This is a genomic window from Massilia sp. Masssp94 (assembly GCF_059491305.1).
The window spans coordinates 930,863-947,941 of the sequence record NZ_CP168501.1 but is presented as its reverse complement, the minus strand read 5'-3'; the positions used below and the strand labels follow the sequence as shown (position 1 = coordinate 947,941).

Below are 17,079 nucleotides of genomic sequence, written 5' to 3'. Positions count from 1 at the left end.
AGATCGCACATGATGAACCTGAAAACCTTCTTCGCCCGCGCGCTGCTGGCGCTGTCCCTGCTGGCCGGCGCCGCGAGCGCGAACCCGGTCTACCACGTGGCCCTCGACACGACGGGCACGAGCGGCGACGGCTACATGCAGATCGACTTCCTGCCGTTCGCCACGAGCGAGGTGCTGACCGCGACGATCAGCGGCCTGGACGGCGCTTTCACGGGCACGCCGTCGCTCGACAACGTGGTGCAGTCGGGCGGTTCGTACACGTTCTCGAGCGACGCGTTCTCGGAGTTCTTCCAGTCGATCACGCTCGGCGGCAAATTCGGCTTCGACGTGACGTTCGGCGGCGCGCCGACGGACGGCGGCAGCATCGGGTTGTCCGTCAGCCTGCTGGACAGCGTGGGCGACTACCTGTCGTTCCAGGCGGCGCAGATCAGCCTGGTGGCGGGGGAGCCGGCGGCGATTGCCGTCGATCCCGGCGTCGCGACCGTGAATCCGGTGCCGGAGCCGGCGGATTGGTTGATCGTCGCGACGGGTCTCGTCTTGCTGGGGGCGATGCAGCGGCGCCGGGCCTGAACGTCATCCCCGCGCACGCGGGGATCCATGCTGAGCGTGTTAAGCCAGCCCGGCATGGGTTCCCGCTTCCGCGGGAACGACGGAGCGTCGATTTATTCGATAAACATATGAATTTCCAACAGAAATCATATTGTTCATCGGACTTTGCTTAGTGCATATTCGATCCTGTTGTCGCCGAGACAAGGATCTTATATGCGCGCACATGTCCTCGTGGCGGACCCCGACCCGGCCGTCCGCCAGCTGCTCGAACTGAACCTGACCCGTGCCGGCCACGACGTGCGCCTGTGCGCGGACGCCGAGTCGGCGCTCGTGCTGCTCGACGATGCCGTCCCCGACATGCTGCTGCTGGAGTGGGACCTGCCCGGCCAGTCGGGCGAAGCGCTGATCCGGCGCCTGCACGCGCAGGCGCGCACGCGCGGGATCGCCATCATCATGGTGTCCGCGCGGGCAGGGGAGCACGACAAGATCCTCGCGCTGGAAGCCGGCGCCGACGACTACCTGACGAAACCGTTCAACCCGCGCGAACTGCTGGCCCGCATGCAGGCCGTGCTGCGCCGGCGCGCGCCGCATGCGTCCGTCGATGCCGTGCAGATGGCCGGCCTGCACCTCGATCCGTACACGCAGCGCGTGGTGGCCGGCGCGAGCCCCGTCGCGCTGGGACCCGTCGAATTCCGTTTACTAAACTTCCTCATGCACCATCCGGAGCGGGTGCACACGCGCTCGCAATTGCTGGACAAGGTCTGGGGCAGGCACGCCGTGCTGGAGGAGCGCACGGTCGACGCCCACGTGGGCCGCCTGCGCCACGCGCTGCAGCCGAGCGGTCACCAGGAGCATATCGAGACGGTGCGCGGCACCGGCTACCGCTTCGTCGCCTGACCGTGGACCCCGTCGTCATCCTCAGCCGCCAGGAGCAGGAATACTTGCTGTGCGCCATCGAATCCGGCCTGCGCGTGGCCGGCCCGCACCAGTTCTTCCTGTGGACCCAGGGCCAGGTGCAGGCGCTGCTGCCGCACCGGGTGCTCGTGTGCCTGCAATTCGGCCATGGCGGTGTCCTCACACGGGTGGACTGCCTGCACGGCACCGTGCTGGCGCCGGAGGGGCGGCAGGCGTTGACGGATCTGGCGCTGCGCATCGCGCGGAGTGGACGGCTGGCGGTGGCGATCGATGCGCGCGCGGCGCCGGACGGCCTGGGCGGCGAGATCCTGCGGCTGGGGTTCGACAACGTGCTCGCGCACGGCACGGGGCCGACGAGCGCCGGAGGCAGCGTGTTTCTGCTGTTCGGCCTGGCGGTGCGGCCGACGGCGCGTCACGCGTATTTCCTGGAATTGCTGCTGCCGCACCTGCACCTGGCGCTGGGGCGCCTGCCGGCGGCGCGGACGGCCGTGGACGGGGCGCCGGCACGTGCGCTCTCCGCGCGCGAGACCGAGATCATCGGCTGGCTGCGGGCGGGGAAGAGCAATGACGAGATGGGGAGGCTGCTGGGTATCAGCGCGCTGACCGTCAAGAACCATTTGCAGCGGATCTACCGCACGCTCGGCGTCAACAACCGGGCGCACGCGCTGGCGCGCTGCATGGATCTACGGCTGCTGGGGGAGGATCAGGACTGCGGTGCGTCGGCCGCCGCGCGGCGCATGGCTTCGTAGCGGTAGGCTTCGGCGTTCGCGTCGATGATGCGCAGGCCCTTGCAGCCATCGGCCGCGCAATCCGGCGCGGGCGAGTTGGCCGAGGCGACCTGGGCGGCGCTGCCCGTCATCGCGGCGGTCTGGACCGGCTGGTCGATCTGGGCGCCACTGCCACAGGCGGCGAGGGTGACGGCGAGGGTGACGGCGATAGCGGTACGGAAAGCGGAGATTTTCATGATTCAAGGCAACGCAAAACTCATCGATGCGTCACTGTAACGGCAGTTTTTCCGTAGCTCAATATTTTTGTTGTTAATTTCGTGCAAATATTATCATTTCGAAATATTTTCGTGCGGAAATAAGCGAAGATAAGCGATGATATGAGGAAATATCCTCACGGAAACTTTAAATGAAGGTAAGAAAAATTCGCGCGAAAACGACACAAATCCTTCCCCCATTAACGAAAAAACATAAAGGATTTCACACAGATAACGAGGTATGCTAGGCATTCCGTCGTCCCTGACCCTAAGGATGGGGGAACAATTGCGCAACAGTGTTCAGGCGAGCAGAAGAAGGTTAAAATTTTGCGAACAAGAAATCCGTTTGCGAATTCGACCGACGATCGATGCAGGAAAATGATTTGTCGCCATGACGGGGCCATGGTAGCCTTCATGCAAGGCTTTACACCAAAGCAATAGAGGAGTCGGTTGGATGTATCGTGTGCAGAACCAGGACACCGCCGCGCGGGTCCGCCAGGCTGGTTTTACCCTGCTTGAACTCTTGGTAGTTATCGTTATCATCGGTTTGCTGGCGGCTTACGTCGGCCCGAAATATTTCTCCCAACTGGGCAAATCCGAGGTCACCGTGGCCAAGGCCCAGATCGAAGCGTTCGAAAAATCGCTGGACACGTACCGCCTCGACGTCGGCCGCTATCCGACGACGGAAGAGGGCCTGGCCGCGCTGCTCACGGCGCCGTCGACGGCGTCCGGCAAGTGGAACGGCCCGTACCTGAAGAAGGGTGTCCCGCTCGATCCGTGGGGCCATGCCTACCAGTACCGCGCGCCCGGCACGAAGGGCGAGTATGAAATACTCTCGCTCGGCAAGGACGGCCAGCCGGGCGGCGAAGGCGAGAACGCCGACATCAGCTCCCAATAACGCTCCGGCCGGTCGCTCCCATGCAGTTCGCGGTTCGCACCCTTGCGCCCGACATGCGCATCGCCAGCGTGCTCGTCGACGCCCTCGACGAGGCGGACGCGCGCCGCCAGGTCGAGGCGCGCGGGCTGTTCGTCAGCGCGATCGAACCCGCGCAGGCGCCGCTGCTGCGCCGCCAGCGCGGCGGCAAGCTGTCGCTCGTGCTGTTCAGCCAGGAGCTGCTCGCGCTGCTGACGGCGGGCCTGGGCATCGTCGAAGGCCTGGAAGCGCTGCTGGAAAAGGAAACCAGTCCCGCCACGCGCAGCGTGCTGGAACGGCTGCTGGCCGGCCTGCGCGAAGGCAAGCGCCTGTCCACCGTGATGGCCGCGCAGCCCGCGCTGTTCCCGCCGCTGTACGTGGGCATCGTGCGCGCGGCCGAGGGGACCAGCGACCTGCCGCGCGCGCTCGAACGCTATATCGAATACCAGCAGCGCATCGACACCGTGCGCGCCAAGGTCGTCAGCGCGTCGATCTATCCCGCGATCCTGCTGCTCGTGGGCGGCGGCGTGAGCATTTTTCTGATGTCGTACGTGGTGCCGCGCTTCGCCGAGGTGTACCAGGGCGCGGGCCGCAACCTGCCGTGGATGTCGCGCCTGATGCTGGACTGGGGCCAGTTCGCGGGCCGGCATGCGGCGGGGCTCTTCATCGGCTTCGCGGCATTCGTCGCACTGGCCGCGTGGGCCATCCGGCGCGCGCTGAAACAGGGCGGCGCCGCGCGCCTGCTGGCGAAGCTGCCCGGCATCGGCGAGCGCGCCCGCATCTATGAACTCTCGCGCCTGTACCTCACGCTGGGCATGCTGAACGAAGGCGGCATCACGCTCGTGAACGCGATCGACACCGTGCAGGGCATGGTATCGCCCGGTATCGCCGGCGGCCTGAAAGCGGCGCGCGCCGCGATCGAGGCGGGACGGCCGATGTCCGACGCGTTCGAGGCGAACGGCCTGACGACGCCGATCTCGCTGCGCATGCTGCGCGTGGGCGAGCGCACGGGCTCGATGGGTACGATGCTCACGCGCTCGGCCGCGTTCTACGACGGCGAGATCGGCCGCTGGATCGACCGTTTCACCCGTACTTTCGAACCCCTGCTGATGGCGGCGATCGGCCTCGTCGTCGGCGCCATCGTCGTGCTGTTGTACATGCCTATTTTCGATCTCGCCGGAGACATGTCGTGAACGCGCCGGAAGCAATCCTGGATGCCGCATTGCTGGCGCGCGCGCGCGCCCAGAGCCGGCAATCGCGCCGTTCGCTCGTCGAAGAACTGCAGGGCCTGTCGGGCCTGGAGCCGCGCGAGATCGTACGCCTGCTCGCCGAGCCGTTCGGCCTCGCCACGATGGAAACGCCGGAGATGTTCGGCCAGCAGCCCGCGTTCGACCTGCTGCCGCTGGCGCAGGCGCTGGCACGCCACTGCGTGCTGCTGCGCGACGATGCGAAACACCTGACGGGCGTGATCGCGGACCCGTTCGACCTCGACCTGCAGACCTGGCTGCAGGCGCAGGCCGGCGCGACGGCGGCGTCTCCGCTGCACCTGCGCCTCGCGCTGCAATCGGACATCCAGGCGTACCTCGGCAAGCAGGAGGAATCCGCGCGCGCCGTCGACACGCTCGTCGGCGACAGCGGGGAGGGGCGCCGCGACGGCAAGAGCGCGACGGTGCTGTCGTTCGCGTCCGTGTCGGAAGCCGCGAGCCCCGCCGTCAAGCTCGTGAACTCGACCCTGTACGACGCCTTGAAGGCGGGCGCCTCCGACATCCACCTGGAAAGCACCGCGGGCGGTCTCGCCGTCAAGTACCGCGTGGACGGCGTGCTCGATCACGCGGCGTCCGTCGGCGGCATCGAACTGGCGGAGCACATCATCTCGCGTTTGAAGGTGCTGGCGGAGCTGGACATCGCCGAGCGCCGCATCCCGCAGGACGGCAGCTTTCGCGTCGAATCGGCCGGGCGCGAGATCGACCTGCGCGTGTCGATCATGCCCAGCATCCACGGCGAGGATGCCGTCATCCGTATCCTCGACAAGCGCGCGATGATCGAAGCGTACGGCTCGCTCACGCTGGAAGCGCTGGGCTTCGACGCGCCGTCGCTGGCGACGCTGCGCATGCTCGCGCAGGAGGCGTACGGCATGCTGCTCGTGACGGGGCCGACGGGCTCCGGCAAGACGACCACCTTGTACGCGGCGCTGACCGAGATCCACAACGGCCGCGAAAAGATCATCACGATCGAGGACCCGGTCGAATACCAGCTGCCGGGCATCCTGCAGATTCCCGTCAACGAAAAGAAGGGCCTGTCGTTCGCGAAGGGCCTGCGCTCGATCCTGCGCCACGATCCGGACAAGATCATGGTCGGCGAGATCCGCGACCGCGAGACGGCGGAGATCGCGGTGCAGTCGGCGCTGACGGGCCACCTCGTGCTGACGACGGTCCACGCCAACAACGTGTTCGACGTGTTCGGCCGCTTCACGCACATGGGCATCGACCCGTACGCGTTCGTGTCGGCGCTGAACGGCATCTGGGCCCAGCGCCTGATCCGCATGAACTGCCCGCGCTGCGTGGTCCAGTACACGCCGTCCGACGACGAACTGGCGTGCGCGCACCTGACGCGCGCCGACGTCCACGATTACCAGTTCATGCACGGCCTGGGGTGCGGCGATTGCCGCGGCACCGGCTACAAAGGCCGCCGCTCGATCGCCGAGATCCTGACCTTGAACGACGAGATCCGCGAACTGATCGTCGACAAGCAGCCGATCCGCCGCATCAAGGCCGCCGCCGCCGCCAACGGCACGCGCAGCCTGCGCCTCGCGGCGCTGGATCTCGTGAAACGCGGGGCCACCACCATCGAGGAAATCCGGAGGGTCACGCTGCATGCTTAATGGTTTCAAGTCGAGCTTCGGCCAGTCGCTGCGCATCGGCATCGCGCCCGACGCCCTGGCGCTCGTGCGCACGAGTATCTGGCCGCACGAGCGCGCGCGCCTGCTCGGCCAGGTGGCGGCGACGGGCGCCGATCCGGTGTCGCTCGGCGCGGCGCTGGGCATGCTGCTGGGCGAGCATGACGTGGCCGGCCTGCCGGTGACGGTGGTGCTGGCCGACGACCTCGCGCGTCTGTGGCAGGTGACGCCACCGGAAGGCGCGACGCGCCTCGCCGACCTCGAAGCGGCGGCCATGCTGCGCTACCAGGCGCTGTTCGGCGGCGGCGTGTCCGGTTGGAGCATCAGCGCGGACTGGGACGCGGCGCGCCCGTTCCTCGCGGCCGCGGTGCCGCTGTCCCTGCTCGAGCAACTGACGACGGCAGCAATCTCCCAGCGTTTCAGGCTGGTCGAGATCGTGCCGCAATTCGTCGCCGCACTGAACCAGCACCGCCGCGTGCGCCGCGCGGGCGCGTGGTTCGGCGTCGTGCACGGCGGCGTGTTGAGTATTGCCGCGTTCGACGGCGACCTGCTCGCGGCCGTGCGCACGGCGCCGATCCCGGCCGGCGCGGACCGCGACTGGCTCGAGGGCCACGTGGCGCGCGAGGCGCTGCGGGTGGGCCTGTCGCGGCCGGAGCGCCTGCAGATCTGCGGCCCGGCGCCGAAAGGCTGGGCGAGCAGCGCGGGCCGGCTGAAATTCGCCTGCACGCTGTTCGAGGACGAAACCGATCCGCTGTGGCCCGATTGCGCCCGGCTCGCGCTGACGGGGAGGGCGCCATGAAGAAGGTCCGCATCGATTTCGCGCCGCCCAGCCTCGCGCGCACGTGGCACCGCGCGCCGCGCGGGACGTGGAGCCTGTTGATCGCCGCTCTGGCACTGGCGGGGCCGCTCGCGAGCACTGTCGCGCAATACCGCGGCCTGCAGCGCGTGGAAGCGGAGCGGACGGCGCAGGTCGCGCAGGCGCAGGCACGCGCGGTCGCGCGCGCACCCGTCGCCGCGCCCGCGCGCACGGTGCCGCCCGCGCAGGCCGGTGCCGTGAACGCGTCCGTGCAGCAGCTGAACCTGCCGTGGCGCGGCCTGCACGACGCGGTCCAGGCGGCGACGCCCGCCACCATCGCGCTGCTGGCGCTGGAACCGGACGCCAGGAAGAGCAGCGTGCGCATCACGGCGGAAGCGAAGACCAGCGACGACATGATCGCCTACGTCGAGGCGCTGCAGCGCGTCGAGTGGTTCACGACCGTCCTGCTGGCGCGCCACGAGATCAACGAACAGGACGCGAACCGGCCGATCCGCTTCCAGATCGATGCCCAGTGGAGGTCCCCGCGATGAAGACGACCTTGACGTCGCCCCTGCTGCGCCTGCGCCTGGTGCTGCTGCGCGCGAATCCGCTCGTGGCGGCGGCCGGCATCCTCGTGTTCGTGATGGCCGGCGCGCTGGCGTGGACGCTGCATGTCGTGTGGGCGATGGAACGGGCGCAGGAGGCACGCGCCGCGCAGGCGAAACAGAACGCGCAGGTGGCCACCGCACCTGCATCCGCGCCGGCACCCGTGCCCCCGCAGGCTCCGGACAACCTCGCCGCCTTCTACGGCGCACTGGGCGTGCGCGGCAGCGCCGAGCAGCAGGTCAAGACGCTGTTCGGCCTCGCGGCCAGGTCGGGCCTCGTGCTGCGCCAGGGCGAGTACAAGCCGGGTTATGACCGCAATGCGAAGGTGTACACGTACCAGGTCAACCTGCCGGTGAAAGGCAGCTATGCGGCGATCTGGCAGTTCGCGATGGCGGCGCTGCGCGCGATTCCGTTCGCGTCGCTGGACGAGATCACCTTCCACCGCGACGCCATCGGCGACGCGACGGTGGACGCGCGCCTGAAGCTGACCTTGTACCTGCGCGACGGGACGGATCCGTCATGAAGAAGGCCGACATCAAGCCGCGCCACGCGATCCTCGCGCTGGCCCTCGTCGGCGCCGCGCTGCTGGCCGCGTTCGGCGACCGGGCGCCGCAAGGCGACATCGCCGAACCGGTCGAGCGTCCCGTCGCGAAGGCGGCGCTCGTGCGCACGGCCGTGCCGGCGCCGGTGCCCGTCGTGCCGGCGGCCAAGGCCGGCGATGCGCCCGCGGGACAGCAGATCCTCGCGCTGGTGCCGCGCGACACGCTGATCGGGGACGGCGACGCCGCGTTCGGCCAGGGGCAGAACGGCGCCGGTCCGTTCGGGCGCCATGACTGGACGCCGCCACCCCCGCCACCTCCGCCGCCGCAACCCGCGCCACCGCCACCGCCGCCCACCGCGCCGCCGCTGCCGTTCACCTTCATCGGCAAGTCCGTCGGCGACGGCGCCTGGGAAGTCTACCTGGCGCGCGGCGACCGCACGTACGTCGTGCGCGAGAAGGGCGCCGTGATCGACGGGACGTACCGCGTCGAGTCCATCGCGCCGCCGGTCCTGACCCTGACCTACCTGCCGCTGAACCAGGTTCAACAGCTTAATATTGGAGTATTCGATTGATCGCTCGCCCAACTCTGGCCCGGCGCCTGCTCCCGGCGCTGCTCGCCATCCTGCTGTCCGGCTGCGCGGCCCAAATGGCCTACCGCGAAGGCAACGAGCTCGTGGCCCAGGACAAGGTCGAGGCCGGGCTTACCAAATACCAGGAAGCGCTGGCCGCCGATCCGACCAACGTCCAGTACAAGTCCGCGTACCTGCGCGTCCGCGACGCCGCCACGAACCGCCTGCTGCCGCAGGCCGACCGTGAACTGGCCGACGGCAAGGTCGACCTGGCCGTGGCTGACTACCGGCGCGTGCTGGCGATCGATCCGCTCAACGACCGCGCCCGCGCCGGCCTGCGCCAGGTGGATGCCGACCGCCGTCACGGGGTGTTGATGGGAGAAGCGCGCGCCGCGCTGGAGCGCAAGGATTACGACACGGCGAAAACGAAGCTGACCGCCATCCTGACGGAGCGCCCGACGCACGAACCGGCGCGTCAATTGCTGGCCGAGGTGAACGACAAGATCGCGGCGAATTCCCCCGAGGCGGCGCTGGCGGCCGCGTTCCGCACGCCCATCAACCTGGAATTCCGCGACGCGCCGATCAAGCAGATCTTCGAAGTCATCGCGCGCCACTCGGGCCTGAACTTCCTGTTCGATAAGGACGTCAAGACGGACCAGCGCGCGTCGGTCTTCCTGAAGAACAGCACGGTGGAAGCGGCCGTGTACTATCTCCTGATGACGAACCAGCTGGAGCGCCAGGTCATGGACGGCAACACGATCCTGATCTACCCGAACATCGCGGCCAAGCAGAAGGAATACCAGGAGATGACGGTGAAGACCTTCTACCTGGCCAATGCGGAAGCGAAGTCGATCGGCAACACGCTCAAGACGATCCTGAAATCGAAGGACGTCGTCGTGGACGAGAAGCTCAACCTCGTGATCCTGCGCGACACGCCGGAAGCCGTGAAGCTGGCGTCGCAGCTCGTGGCGCTGCAGGACGTGCCGGAGGCCGAGGTGATGCTGGACGTCGAGGTGCTGGAAGTGCAGCGCAACCGCCTGCTCGACCTGGGCATCGACTGGCCCACGAGCCTCGCGTTCGCGCCGCTGACGACGGCGGCCGGCGGCGCGATCACGATCGACCAGCTGCACCACCTGGACAGCACGACGATCGGCGTGACCGGGATCGCCGGTTCGATCACGGCCAGCAAGACGGACGGCGATTCCGACACGCTGGCCGCGCCGCGCATCCGCGTGCGCAACAAGGAAAAGGCCAAGGTCGTCATCGGCGACAAGCTGCCGACCATCACGACGACCATCTCGTCGGGCGTGGGCGGCTTCGCGTCCGAGTCCGTGAACTACGTCGACGTGGGCCTGAAGCTGGACGTCGAGCCCACGATCTACCTGAACAACGAAGTGGGCATCCGTATCTCGCTGGAAGTCAGCAACCTGGTCGACACGGTCACGACGAAGGGCGGCACGACGGCATACCGCATCGGCACGCGCTCGGCCTCCACGATGCTGCAGCTGAAGGATGGCGAGAACCAGGTGCTGGCGGGCCTGATCAAGAACGAAGACCGCTCCAGCAGCACGAAGCTGCCGGGCATCGGCGACCTGCCGATACTGGGCCGCCTGTTCGGCAGCCAGCAGGACACGCGCAACAAGACCGAGGTCGTGCTGTCGATCACGCCGCACCTGATCCGCACCCTGCAGCGCCCGCCGGCATCGAGCTCCGAATTCAGCGCCGGCACGGAGGCCAGCTTCCGGCGCCGTCCCGACACGAACGTGCGCACGCCGGTGCAGATTCCGGCGCAGGGTGCGCGCGCGGCGCCGGCCGCTGCGCCCGCGCGCCCGCCGGTGCCGCCCGCCGGCGCCGTGCAGCCGCCCGCCGCGCAGTCGCAACCACAGCCGCCGGCGCCGTTGCCCGTGATTGGCGAAACCGGCATGGTCCCGGCCACCAGCGTCGGCAGGACCGGCACGCTGCCGCCCGCGCCGGCCTCCAGCTCGCCGTCGGAACTGCCGTCCGCGCCCGCGATCGACATCACGCCGCTGCCGCAGCCGGAGGTGACGCCAGTGCAGCCTGTGCAGCCGGCGGCCAACCGCGTGCCGGCGTCGCAGGCCGCGTTCCCGAACCAGAAGTAAGCGTGCGATGAGCACCCGGCGCCGGCGCGGCTTTACCCTGATCGAGCTGCTCGTCACGCTCGCGATCCTGGCGCTGCTCGGCACGTTGGTGGTGCCAACCGCGCAGATCGCGCTGCAGCGCCGCCACGAACAGGAATTGCGCGTGGCGCTGCGCGAGATCCGCGCCGCCCTCGACGCCTACAAGAAGGCCGGCGACGAAGGTCGCGTGGCCCGCCAGGCCGGCGCCAGCGGTTATCCGCCGAAGCTGGAAGTGCTGGTCGAGGGCGTGCCGGACCAGCGCAGCCCGAAGAAGGCGAAGATTTATTTTCTGCGCCGCCTGCCGCGTGACCCGTTCAACGGCGACCCCGACCTGAAGGATGCGGAGACGTGGGGCAAGCGCAGCTACGCCAGCGAGCCGGACGAGCCGAAAGAGGGCGACGACGTGTACGACGTCTACTCGACCTCGGGCAAGGTCGGGCTGAACGGCATCCCTTACAACCGCTGGTGAAGACATGAACCTCGAACGACAACGGGGTTTTACCCTGATCGAACTGCTGGTGGTGCTGGGCATCGTGGCGCTGCTGCTCACGCTCGCGGCGCCGCGTTTCTTCCCGAAGGTCGACAGCACCAAGGAGACCATCCTGGCCGAGAACCTGCGCAACACGCGTGCCGTCATCGACCAGTTTTACGAGGACACGGGGCGCTACCCGGATTCGCTGCAGCAGCTCGTCGAGAAAAAATACCTGCCGGCGCTGCCGTTCGATCCGATCGCGGACAGCGATTCGGCCTGGACGGTCGTCCCGCCCGAGGATGGCGACAAGGGCGGCATCCACGACATCCACAGCGGCGCGCCGGGCACGGGCCGCAACGGCAAGCCGTATGCGGAATGGTAGGACGCCGCGGCGCGAGGGCGGTTTTACTTACCTCGGCCTCATCATCCTCGTGACCGTGATCGGCCTCGTCGGCGCGGCCACGCTGAAGGTCGACGCGCTGCTGCGGCGCGCGGCCGCCGAGGAAGAACTGCTGGACATCGGCGCCGCGTTCGGCGAAGCGCTGCGCACGTACGCCGAAGCGACGCCGAAGGGCCAGCCGGCGCAGCCGCCGTCGCTGCAGGAACTGCTGAAGGATCCGCGTTTTCCCGGCGTGCGCCGGCATCTGCGCAAGATCTTCGTCGACCCGCTGACGGGCAAGGCCGAGTGGGGTATCGTGTGGGCCAATCCCGGCGACCGGCGCGGCGTGCTGGCGGTGTACAGCCTGTCGAAGGCGAAGCCGCTGAAGGTGGCGAATTTCGACAAGCGCTTTTCCGGTTTCGAGAACAAGCAGCACGTGTCGGACTGGAAGTTCGCGGCGACCGGACAGGCGCTGATGCAGGGGCAGGTCCTCGCGCAGGGCAAGCCGCAGATGCCCGGCCAGCCGTCGCTGTTCCAGGACCCGCCCGCGGGCACGCCGCAGCAGCCGTCGATGTTTCCCGAGCGGGACGCGCCGCCGCCACCGGCGCCCGGCGTGGATGCGCCGGGCGCCGATGCGCCGGGTGCCGATGCACCGCCTCCTGACAAGGAAGAGAAAGAGCCTGAGGCGGAGAACCGCCAGGCTACCCCGGCTACTTAGCGCGGCGCATGAAGTGGCGCGGCCGGAAGCCCAGCGCCAGCAGCACGGCGAAATACACGACGGCGGAGGCGCCGATGATGAGGAACAGGGCGCCCGCGCGCAGCAGGGGATGGGCACGCAGTGCGGCCCAGTCGAGCTGCGCCTGGCTGAACCAGGCCACGGCGCCCATCAGCGCGACTGCCACGACGACTTTGAAAAAGAACGGCAGCCAGCCCGCATGCGGCACGTAGATCGCGCGCCGGCGCAGGCCCGTGAACAGGAAGCTCGCGTTGATGCACGCACCGAGACCGATCGACAGCGCGAGGCCGGCGACGCCCAGTACCGGTACGAACACGAGGTTCATCAACTGCGTGGCGACGAGCACGCCGACGGCGATCTTGACCGGCGTGCGGATGTCCTGGCGCGCATAGAAGGCCGGGGCCAGGATCTTGACGAGGATGATGCCGAGCAGCCCGGCCGCATAGGCCATCAGCGGCGCCGTGGCGGCCGTGACGGCGCGGGCGTTGAACGCGCCGTAGTTGAACAAGGTGGCGATCAGCGGTTCGGCCAGGGTCGCGAGGCCGACGGCGGCCGGCAGCGCGAGCAGGAACGTCAACCGCAGGCCCCAGTCGAGCAGGGAGGAGTATTCGACGGGATCGCCGTCGGCATTCGCCTTCGACAGGCTGGGCAGCAGCACCGTGCCCAGTGCGACGCCCAGCATGCCGGTCGGGAACTCCATCAGGCGGTCCGCGTACTGCAGCACGGAGACGCTGCCGGCGCCGAGGCGCGACGCGATGTTCGTGTTGATGAGGAGGCTGATCTGCGCGGCCGACACGGCGAACACGGCCGGGCCCATCTTCTTGAGGATGCGGCGCACGCCCGGGTCGGACAGACCGGCGAACGGATTGATCGACAGGCGCGGCAGCATGCCGATGCGCTTCAGCGCGGGGACCTGGATACCGACCTGCAGCACGCCGCCGACCATCACGGCCACCGCCATCGAATAGATCGGCACGTCGAAATACTTCACCATGAACAACGAGAAGAAGATCGACGACAGGTTCCACAGTACGGGCGTGAACGCGGGAATCTTGAATTCGCGCCAGGTATTCAGCACGGCGCCGGCCAGCACGACGAACGACATGCACAGGATGTACGGGAACATCAGCCGGGTCATGACGACGCCGGCGTCGAACGCGGGGCCTTCGAGGCCGCTGGCGATGACGTACAGGACGACGGGCGCGCCGATGATGCCGACGAGGCTCGTCGCGAGCGTCGCCCACACGAGCGTATTGGCGACGTGGTCGACGAGGGTGCGGGTGGCGGCGTCGCCTTTCTGGCTCTTGTACTCGGCCAGGATCGGCACGAACGCCTGCGAGAACGCGCCTTCGCCGAACAGGCGGCGCAGCAGGTTGGGCAGGCGGAAGGCGATGTTGAAGGCGTCGGTATAATCGCTGGCGCCGAACGCGCGGGCAAACAGGGAGTCGCGCAACAGGCCGGTGATACGGGACAGCATCGTCATGCTCGAGATGGCTGCCAGGGTCTTGAGTAGGTTCATAGCCCGCGATTATAGCTGGGCTATTGCACAAAAACGAACCAGGATTTGCCCTTCGTTGAAACCTTCGCTATAATCGAGGGCTGTATTGAATTCTGTTAGCAGACACTCGTTTGGCAGGCACTGGAATGGGCCGGTTTGAATGTTTGCAAACGCAACTTGACCCCGATTAGGAAATTCCATGGCAAATACCGCACAGGCGCGCAAGCGCGCTCGTCAAGCAGTCAAGCAAAACGCACACAACTCGGCTCAGCGCTCGACCCTGCGTACCGCAATCAAGGCCGTCAAAAAGGCCATCCAGGCTGGCGACAAGGCCGCTGCTTCGCAAATCTTCCAGCAGTCCGTGTCGACCATCGACAGCATCGCTGACAAGAAAATCATCCACAAGAACAAGGCCGCTCGCCACAAGAGCCGCCTGGCTGCCGCCATCAAGGCCCTGTCGGCTTAATACACCCGACAGCAACGCCCGCGCGGCCCCGGCTGCGCATGGAGTTATTGAGTCCGGGGGACTCAATAACAACGACCCGCCCGACGCAAGTCCGGCGGGTTTTTTGTTGCCCGAATTCTCTGTTGACTAAAGGCTGTTGCCAAAAACCGGGCTCTGACCCCGGTTTTTGACAACAAAAAGGCAGCCCGCAGGCTGCCTGGGTGAGCGTCGAGCGCTCGCTTACTTGGCTGCCGGTTCGGCCGGAGCGGCTGCGTCGGCTGCGGCGGCCTTCTTGGCCTTCTTGTGGTGCTTCTTCACTTTTTTCGCGGGAGCGGCGGGCTGCTCGGCGGTGGCCGATGCGGCCGGGGCGGCTGCGGCTGCGGCCGGGGCCTGGGCGGCGAAAGCGGAAACGGCGAACAGGGAAGCAACCAGGCCAGCGATCAGTTTGGACATTTCGGGTTCCTTTAAAGAAGAAGGTGATCCACAACGGTGAATCTGTCCCCTTAACGGTGCCTCGGAATTGCCGGTTGACAGTTTTCTGCTCGTCCTACATTAACGTTTGGAAAGGTTGATCTGCCTCAAGCGTGTCACCGCTTCCCGCCCACGGCAGCGGCCGGCACTTCCATCCACTCGCCCGGCAGCAGCGGATGCGTCGCCAGCGAAAACGGCCCGATGCTCGAGCGCACGAGGCGCAACGTGGGCAGGCCGACGGCGGCCGTCATCCGGCGCACCTGGCGGTTTTTCCCCTCTTCGAGCGTGATCGCGATCCAGCTGGTCGGCTTGTCCTGGCGCACGCGGATGGGCGGGTTACGCGGCCACAGCCACTCCGGCTCCGCGATCAGCGTGGCGCGGCACGGCTTCGTGATGAAGTCGCCCAGGTCGATCGGCGCCTGCAGGCGGTCGAGGGTGGCGCGGTCGGCGATCCCCTCCAGTTGTACTAGATAAGTCTTCGCTTCCTTGTGGTCCGGATGGGCGATCTGGTGCTGCAGGCGGCCGTCGTCCGTCAGCAGCATCAGGCCTTCGCTGTCGGCGTCGAGCCGGCCGGCGGGATATATGTTCGGGATGTCGAGGTAGTCGGCGAGGGTTTCGCGCTCGTCCTCGCGCGAGAACTGGCACAGCACCTGGAAGGGTTTATTGAACAGGATGAGGGACATGAAGGATGGATTTTGGAGCAAAATAGCGAGCCTCTGGCCCGTCGCGATCAATACTGGTGCATAATGTTGTGCCAGTGTTGCGTCTTAGACAAGACGACGGCCAGCCCACTATTCTAATGGAGATCGCAGACCTGGCGGTCCGCCGCCGCCGCGTGCCCACTTCGGAGAACATGATGTATCAACATATCAAAGTACCTACCGATGGTCAAAAGATTACCGTCAACGCGGACTTCTCGCTGAACGTCCCCGACCAGCCGGTCATTCCCTATATCGAAGGCGATGGCACCGGCGTCGACATCACCCCGGTGATGCTGAAGGTCGTCGACGCGGCCGTCGCGAAGGCGTACGGCGGCCAGCGCAGGATCGCGTGGATGGAAGTGTTTGCCGGCGAGAAGTCGACGCAGGTGTATGGCCCGGACGTCTGGCTGCCGACCGAAACGCTGGACTGTGTGCGCGAGTACGTCGTGTCGATCAAGGGCCCGCTGACGACGCCTGTCGGCGGCGGCATCCGCTCGCTGAACGTGGCGCTGCGCCAGGAACTCGACCTGTACGTCTGCCTGCGCCCCGTGCGCTACTTCAACGGCGTGCCGTCGCCGCTGCGCGAGCCGCACAAGACGGACATGGTGATCTTCCGCGAGAACTCGGAAGACATCTATGCGGGCATCGAGTGGGCCGCCGAGTCGGCCGAGGCGAAGAAGGTCATCGAATTCCTGACCCGCGAGATGGGCGTGCGCAAGATCCGCTTCCCGGAGACCTCCGCGATCGGCATCAAGCCGGTGTCGCGCGAGGGTACGGAACGCCTCGTGCGCAAGGCACTCCAGTACGCGATCGACAACGACAAGCCGTCCGTCACCATTGTCCACAAGGGCAATATCATGAAGTACACGGAAGGCGGCTTCCGCGACTGGGGCTATGCGCTGGCGCAACGCGAGTTCGGTGCCGAGCTGATCGACGGCGGTCCGTGGTGCAAGTTCAAGAACCCGCGCACGGGCAAGGACATCGTCGTCAAGGATTCGATCGCGGATGCGTTCCTGCAGCAGATCCTGCTGCGTCCGGCCGAGTACAGCGTGATCGCCACCCTGAACCTGAACGGCGACTATGTCTCGGACGCGCTGGCGGCCCAGGTCGGCGGCATCGGCATCGCGCCGGGCGCGAACATGTCCGACTCCGTCGCGATGTTCGAAGCGACGCACGGCACGGCGCCCAAGTACGCGGGCAAGGATTACGTGAACCCGGGTTCGCTGATCCTGTCGGCCGAGATGATGCTGCGCCACATGGGCTGGACGGAAGCGGCCGACCTCATCATCAGCTCGATGGCGAAGGCGATCGCGTCCAAGCGCGTCACCTACGACTTCGCGCGCCTGATGGAAGGCGCGACCCAGGTGTCGTGCTCGGGCTTCGGCGACGTGATGATCGAGAATATGTAAGGGAGGTCTTATTGACGCAGATCAAGCCCCGTAAGTGTACGGGGCTTTTTTGTTTGCAGGAGA

General features: G+C 67.1%; 20 protein-coding genes. 16 read left to right on the top strand and 4 right to left on the bottom strand.

Annotation, left to right across the window (positions count from 1 at the left end; all coding sequences use genetic code 11):
- The first annotated feature begins 9 nt into the window (after positions 1-9).
- From ACEN9G_RS04060 to ACEN9G_RS04050, 3 genes are all read left to right on the top strand, one after another.
- Positions 10-570, top strand: a complete 561-nt coding sequence (locus tag ACEN9G_RS04060) for an NF038129 family PEP-CTERM protein (protein WP_413344155.1) — start codon at positions 10-12, stop codon at positions 568-570.
- A 192-nt stretch (positions 571-762) separates the two neighbouring features.
- Positions 763-1,446: a winged helix-turn-helix domain-containing protein gene (locus tag ACEN9G_RS04055; protein ID WP_413344154.1), complete on the top strand. Its 684-nt coding sequence runs from the start codon at positions 763-765 to the stop codon at positions 1,444-1,446.
- A gap of 2 nt (positions 1,447-1,448) precedes the next feature.
- Complete coding sequence (locus ACEN9G_RS04050; protein ID WP_483127716.1) at positions 1,449-2,213, top strand: LuxR C-terminal-related transcriptional regulator; 765 nt, start codon at positions 1,449-1,451, stop codon at positions 2,211-2,213.
- Here the strand turns inward: ACEN9G_RS04050 and ACEN9G_RS04045 are convergent.
- Positions 2,168-2,428, bottom strand: coding sequence for a hypothetical protein (locus ACEN9G_RS04045; RefSeq protein WP_413343791.1), 261 nt, complete (start codon positions 2,426-2,428; stop codon positions 2,168-2,170). The genes ACEN9G_RS04050 and ACEN9G_RS04045 overlap by 46 nt on opposite strands.
- Positions 2,429-2,900: 472 nt before the next feature.
- Here ACEN9G_RS04045 and gspG point away from each other — a divergent pair, with 472 nt between their 5' ends.
- From gspG to ACEN9G_RS03990, 11 genes are read left to right on the top strand one after another with little or no spacing between them, the layout of a single operon-like run.
- Positions 2,901-3,344: a type II secretion system major pseudopilin GspG gene (gene gspG, locus ACEN9G_RS04040; protein WP_371764717.1), complete on the top strand. Its 444-nt coding sequence runs from the start codon at positions 2,901-2,903 to the stop codon at positions 3,342-3,344.
- Positions 3,345-3,364: 20 nt separating this feature from the next.
- A complete protein-coding gene (locus tag ACEN9G_RS04035) occupies positions 3,365-4,552 on the top strand; it encodes a type II secretion system F family protein (protein ID WP_413343789.1) in 1,188 nt (395 codons plus the stop codon).
- Complete coding sequence (locus ACEN9G_RS04030; protein ID WP_413343787.1) at positions 4,549-6,240, top strand: GspE/PulE family protein; 1,692 nt, start codon at positions 4,549-4,551, stop codon at positions 6,238-6,240. The genes ACEN9G_RS04035 and ACEN9G_RS04030 overlap by 4 nt, the downstream gene beginning before the upstream one ends.
- Positions 6,233-7,054 carry a hypothetical protein gene (locus ACEN9G_RS04025; protein WP_413387397.1) on the top strand — a complete coding sequence of 274 codons (822 nt, stop codon included), beginning with the start codon at positions 6,233-6,235 and terminating at the stop codon, positions 7,052-7,054. The genes ACEN9G_RS04030 and ACEN9G_RS04025 overlap by 8 nt, the downstream gene beginning before the upstream one ends.
- On the top strand, positions 7,051-7,602 hold the full coding sequence (locus tag ACEN9G_RS04020; protein WP_413387398.1) for a PilN domain-containing protein: 552 nt from the start codon (positions 7,051-7,053) through the stop codon (positions 7,600-7,602). The genes ACEN9G_RS04025 and ACEN9G_RS04020 overlap by 4 nt, the downstream gene beginning before the upstream one ends.
- Entirely contained in the window at positions 7,599-8,180 is a 582-nt protein-coding gene (locus ACEN9G_RS04015; RefSeq protein ID WP_413346367.1) for a hypothetical protein, read from the top strand. Before ACEN9G_RS04020 ends, ACEN9G_RS04015 begins: the two co-directional genes overlap by 4 nt.
- Complete coding sequence (locus tag ACEN9G_RS04010; protein WP_483127715.1) at positions 8,177-8,770, top strand: hypothetical protein; 594 nt, start codon at positions 8,177-8,179, stop codon at positions 8,768-8,770. The genes ACEN9G_RS04015 and ACEN9G_RS04010 overlap by 4 nt, the downstream gene beginning before the upstream one ends.
- A complete protein-coding gene (locus ACEN9G_RS04005; RefSeq protein WP_483127714.1) occupies positions 8,767-10,887 on the top strand; it encodes a secretin GspD/PilQ domain-containing protein in 2,121 nt (706 codons plus the stop codon). Before ACEN9G_RS04010 ends, ACEN9G_RS04005 begins: the two co-directional genes overlap by 4 nt.
- A gap of 7 nt (positions 10,888-10,894) precedes the next feature.
- Entirely contained in the window at positions 10,895-11,374 is a 480-nt protein-coding gene (locus ACEN9G_RS04000; protein WP_413387405.1) for a type II secretion system protein, read from the top strand.
- Between the two features lie 4 nt (positions 11,375-11,378).
- Positions 11,379-11,759, top strand: coding sequence for a type II secretion system protein (locus ACEN9G_RS03995; protein ID WP_413346053.1), 381 nt, complete (start codon positions 11,379-11,381; stop codon positions 11,757-11,759).
- Positions 11,746-12,474: a type II secretion system protein gene (locus ACEN9G_RS03990; RefSeq protein ID WP_483127713.1), complete on the top strand. Its 729-nt coding sequence runs from the start codon at positions 11,746-11,748 to the stop codon at positions 12,472-12,474. Before ACEN9G_RS03995 ends, ACEN9G_RS03990 begins: the two co-directional genes overlap by 14 nt.
- Here the strand turns inward: ACEN9G_RS03990 and murJ are convergent.
- Positions 12,467-14,011, bottom strand: coding sequence for a murein biosynthesis integral membrane protein MurJ (gene murJ / locus ACEN9G_RS03985; protein ID WP_413345370.1), 1,545 nt, complete (start codon positions 14,009-14,011; stop codon positions 12,467-12,469). The genes ACEN9G_RS03990 and murJ overlap by 8 nt on opposite strands.
- Positions 14,012-14,189: 178 nt before the next feature.
- Here murJ and rpsT point away from each other — a divergent pair, with 178 nt between their 5' ends.
- Positions 14,190-14,456 carry a 30S ribosomal protein S20 gene (gene rpsT / locus ACEN9G_RS03980; RefSeq protein ID WP_036237481.1) on the top strand — a complete coding sequence of 89 codons (267 nt, stop codon included), beginning with the start codon at positions 14,190-14,192 and terminating at the stop codon, positions 14,454-14,456.
- Positions 14,457-14,675: 219 nt separating this feature from the next.
- On the opposite strand, the gene ACEN9G_RS03975 is transcribed toward rpsT, so the two are convergent.
- Both ACEN9G_RS03975 and ACEN9G_RS03970 read right to left on the bottom strand, forming a co-directional pair.
- Positions 14,676-14,888: a hypothetical protein gene (locus ACEN9G_RS03975; protein WP_483127712.1), complete on the bottom strand. Its 213-nt coding sequence runs from the start codon at positions 14,886-14,888 to the stop codon at positions 14,676-14,678.
- Positions 14,889-15,022: 134 nt separating this feature from the next.
- Positions 15,023-15,589: a pseudouridine synthase gene (locus tag ACEN9G_RS03970; RefSeq protein ID WP_495605527.1), complete on the bottom strand. Its 567-nt coding sequence runs from the start codon at positions 15,587-15,589 to the stop codon at positions 15,023-15,025.
- A 173-nt stretch (positions 15,590-15,762) separates the two neighbouring features.
- Between ACEN9G_RS03970 and icd the strand changes: the two genes are divergently transcribed.
- Positions 15,763-17,016 carry an NADP-dependent isocitrate dehydrogenase gene (gene icd / locus ACEN9G_RS03965; protein WP_413340294.1) on the top strand — a complete coding sequence of 418 codons (1,254 nt, stop codon included), beginning with the start codon at positions 15,763-15,765 and terminating at the stop codon, positions 17,014-17,016.
- Positions 17,017-17,079: the final 63 nt, after the last annotated feature.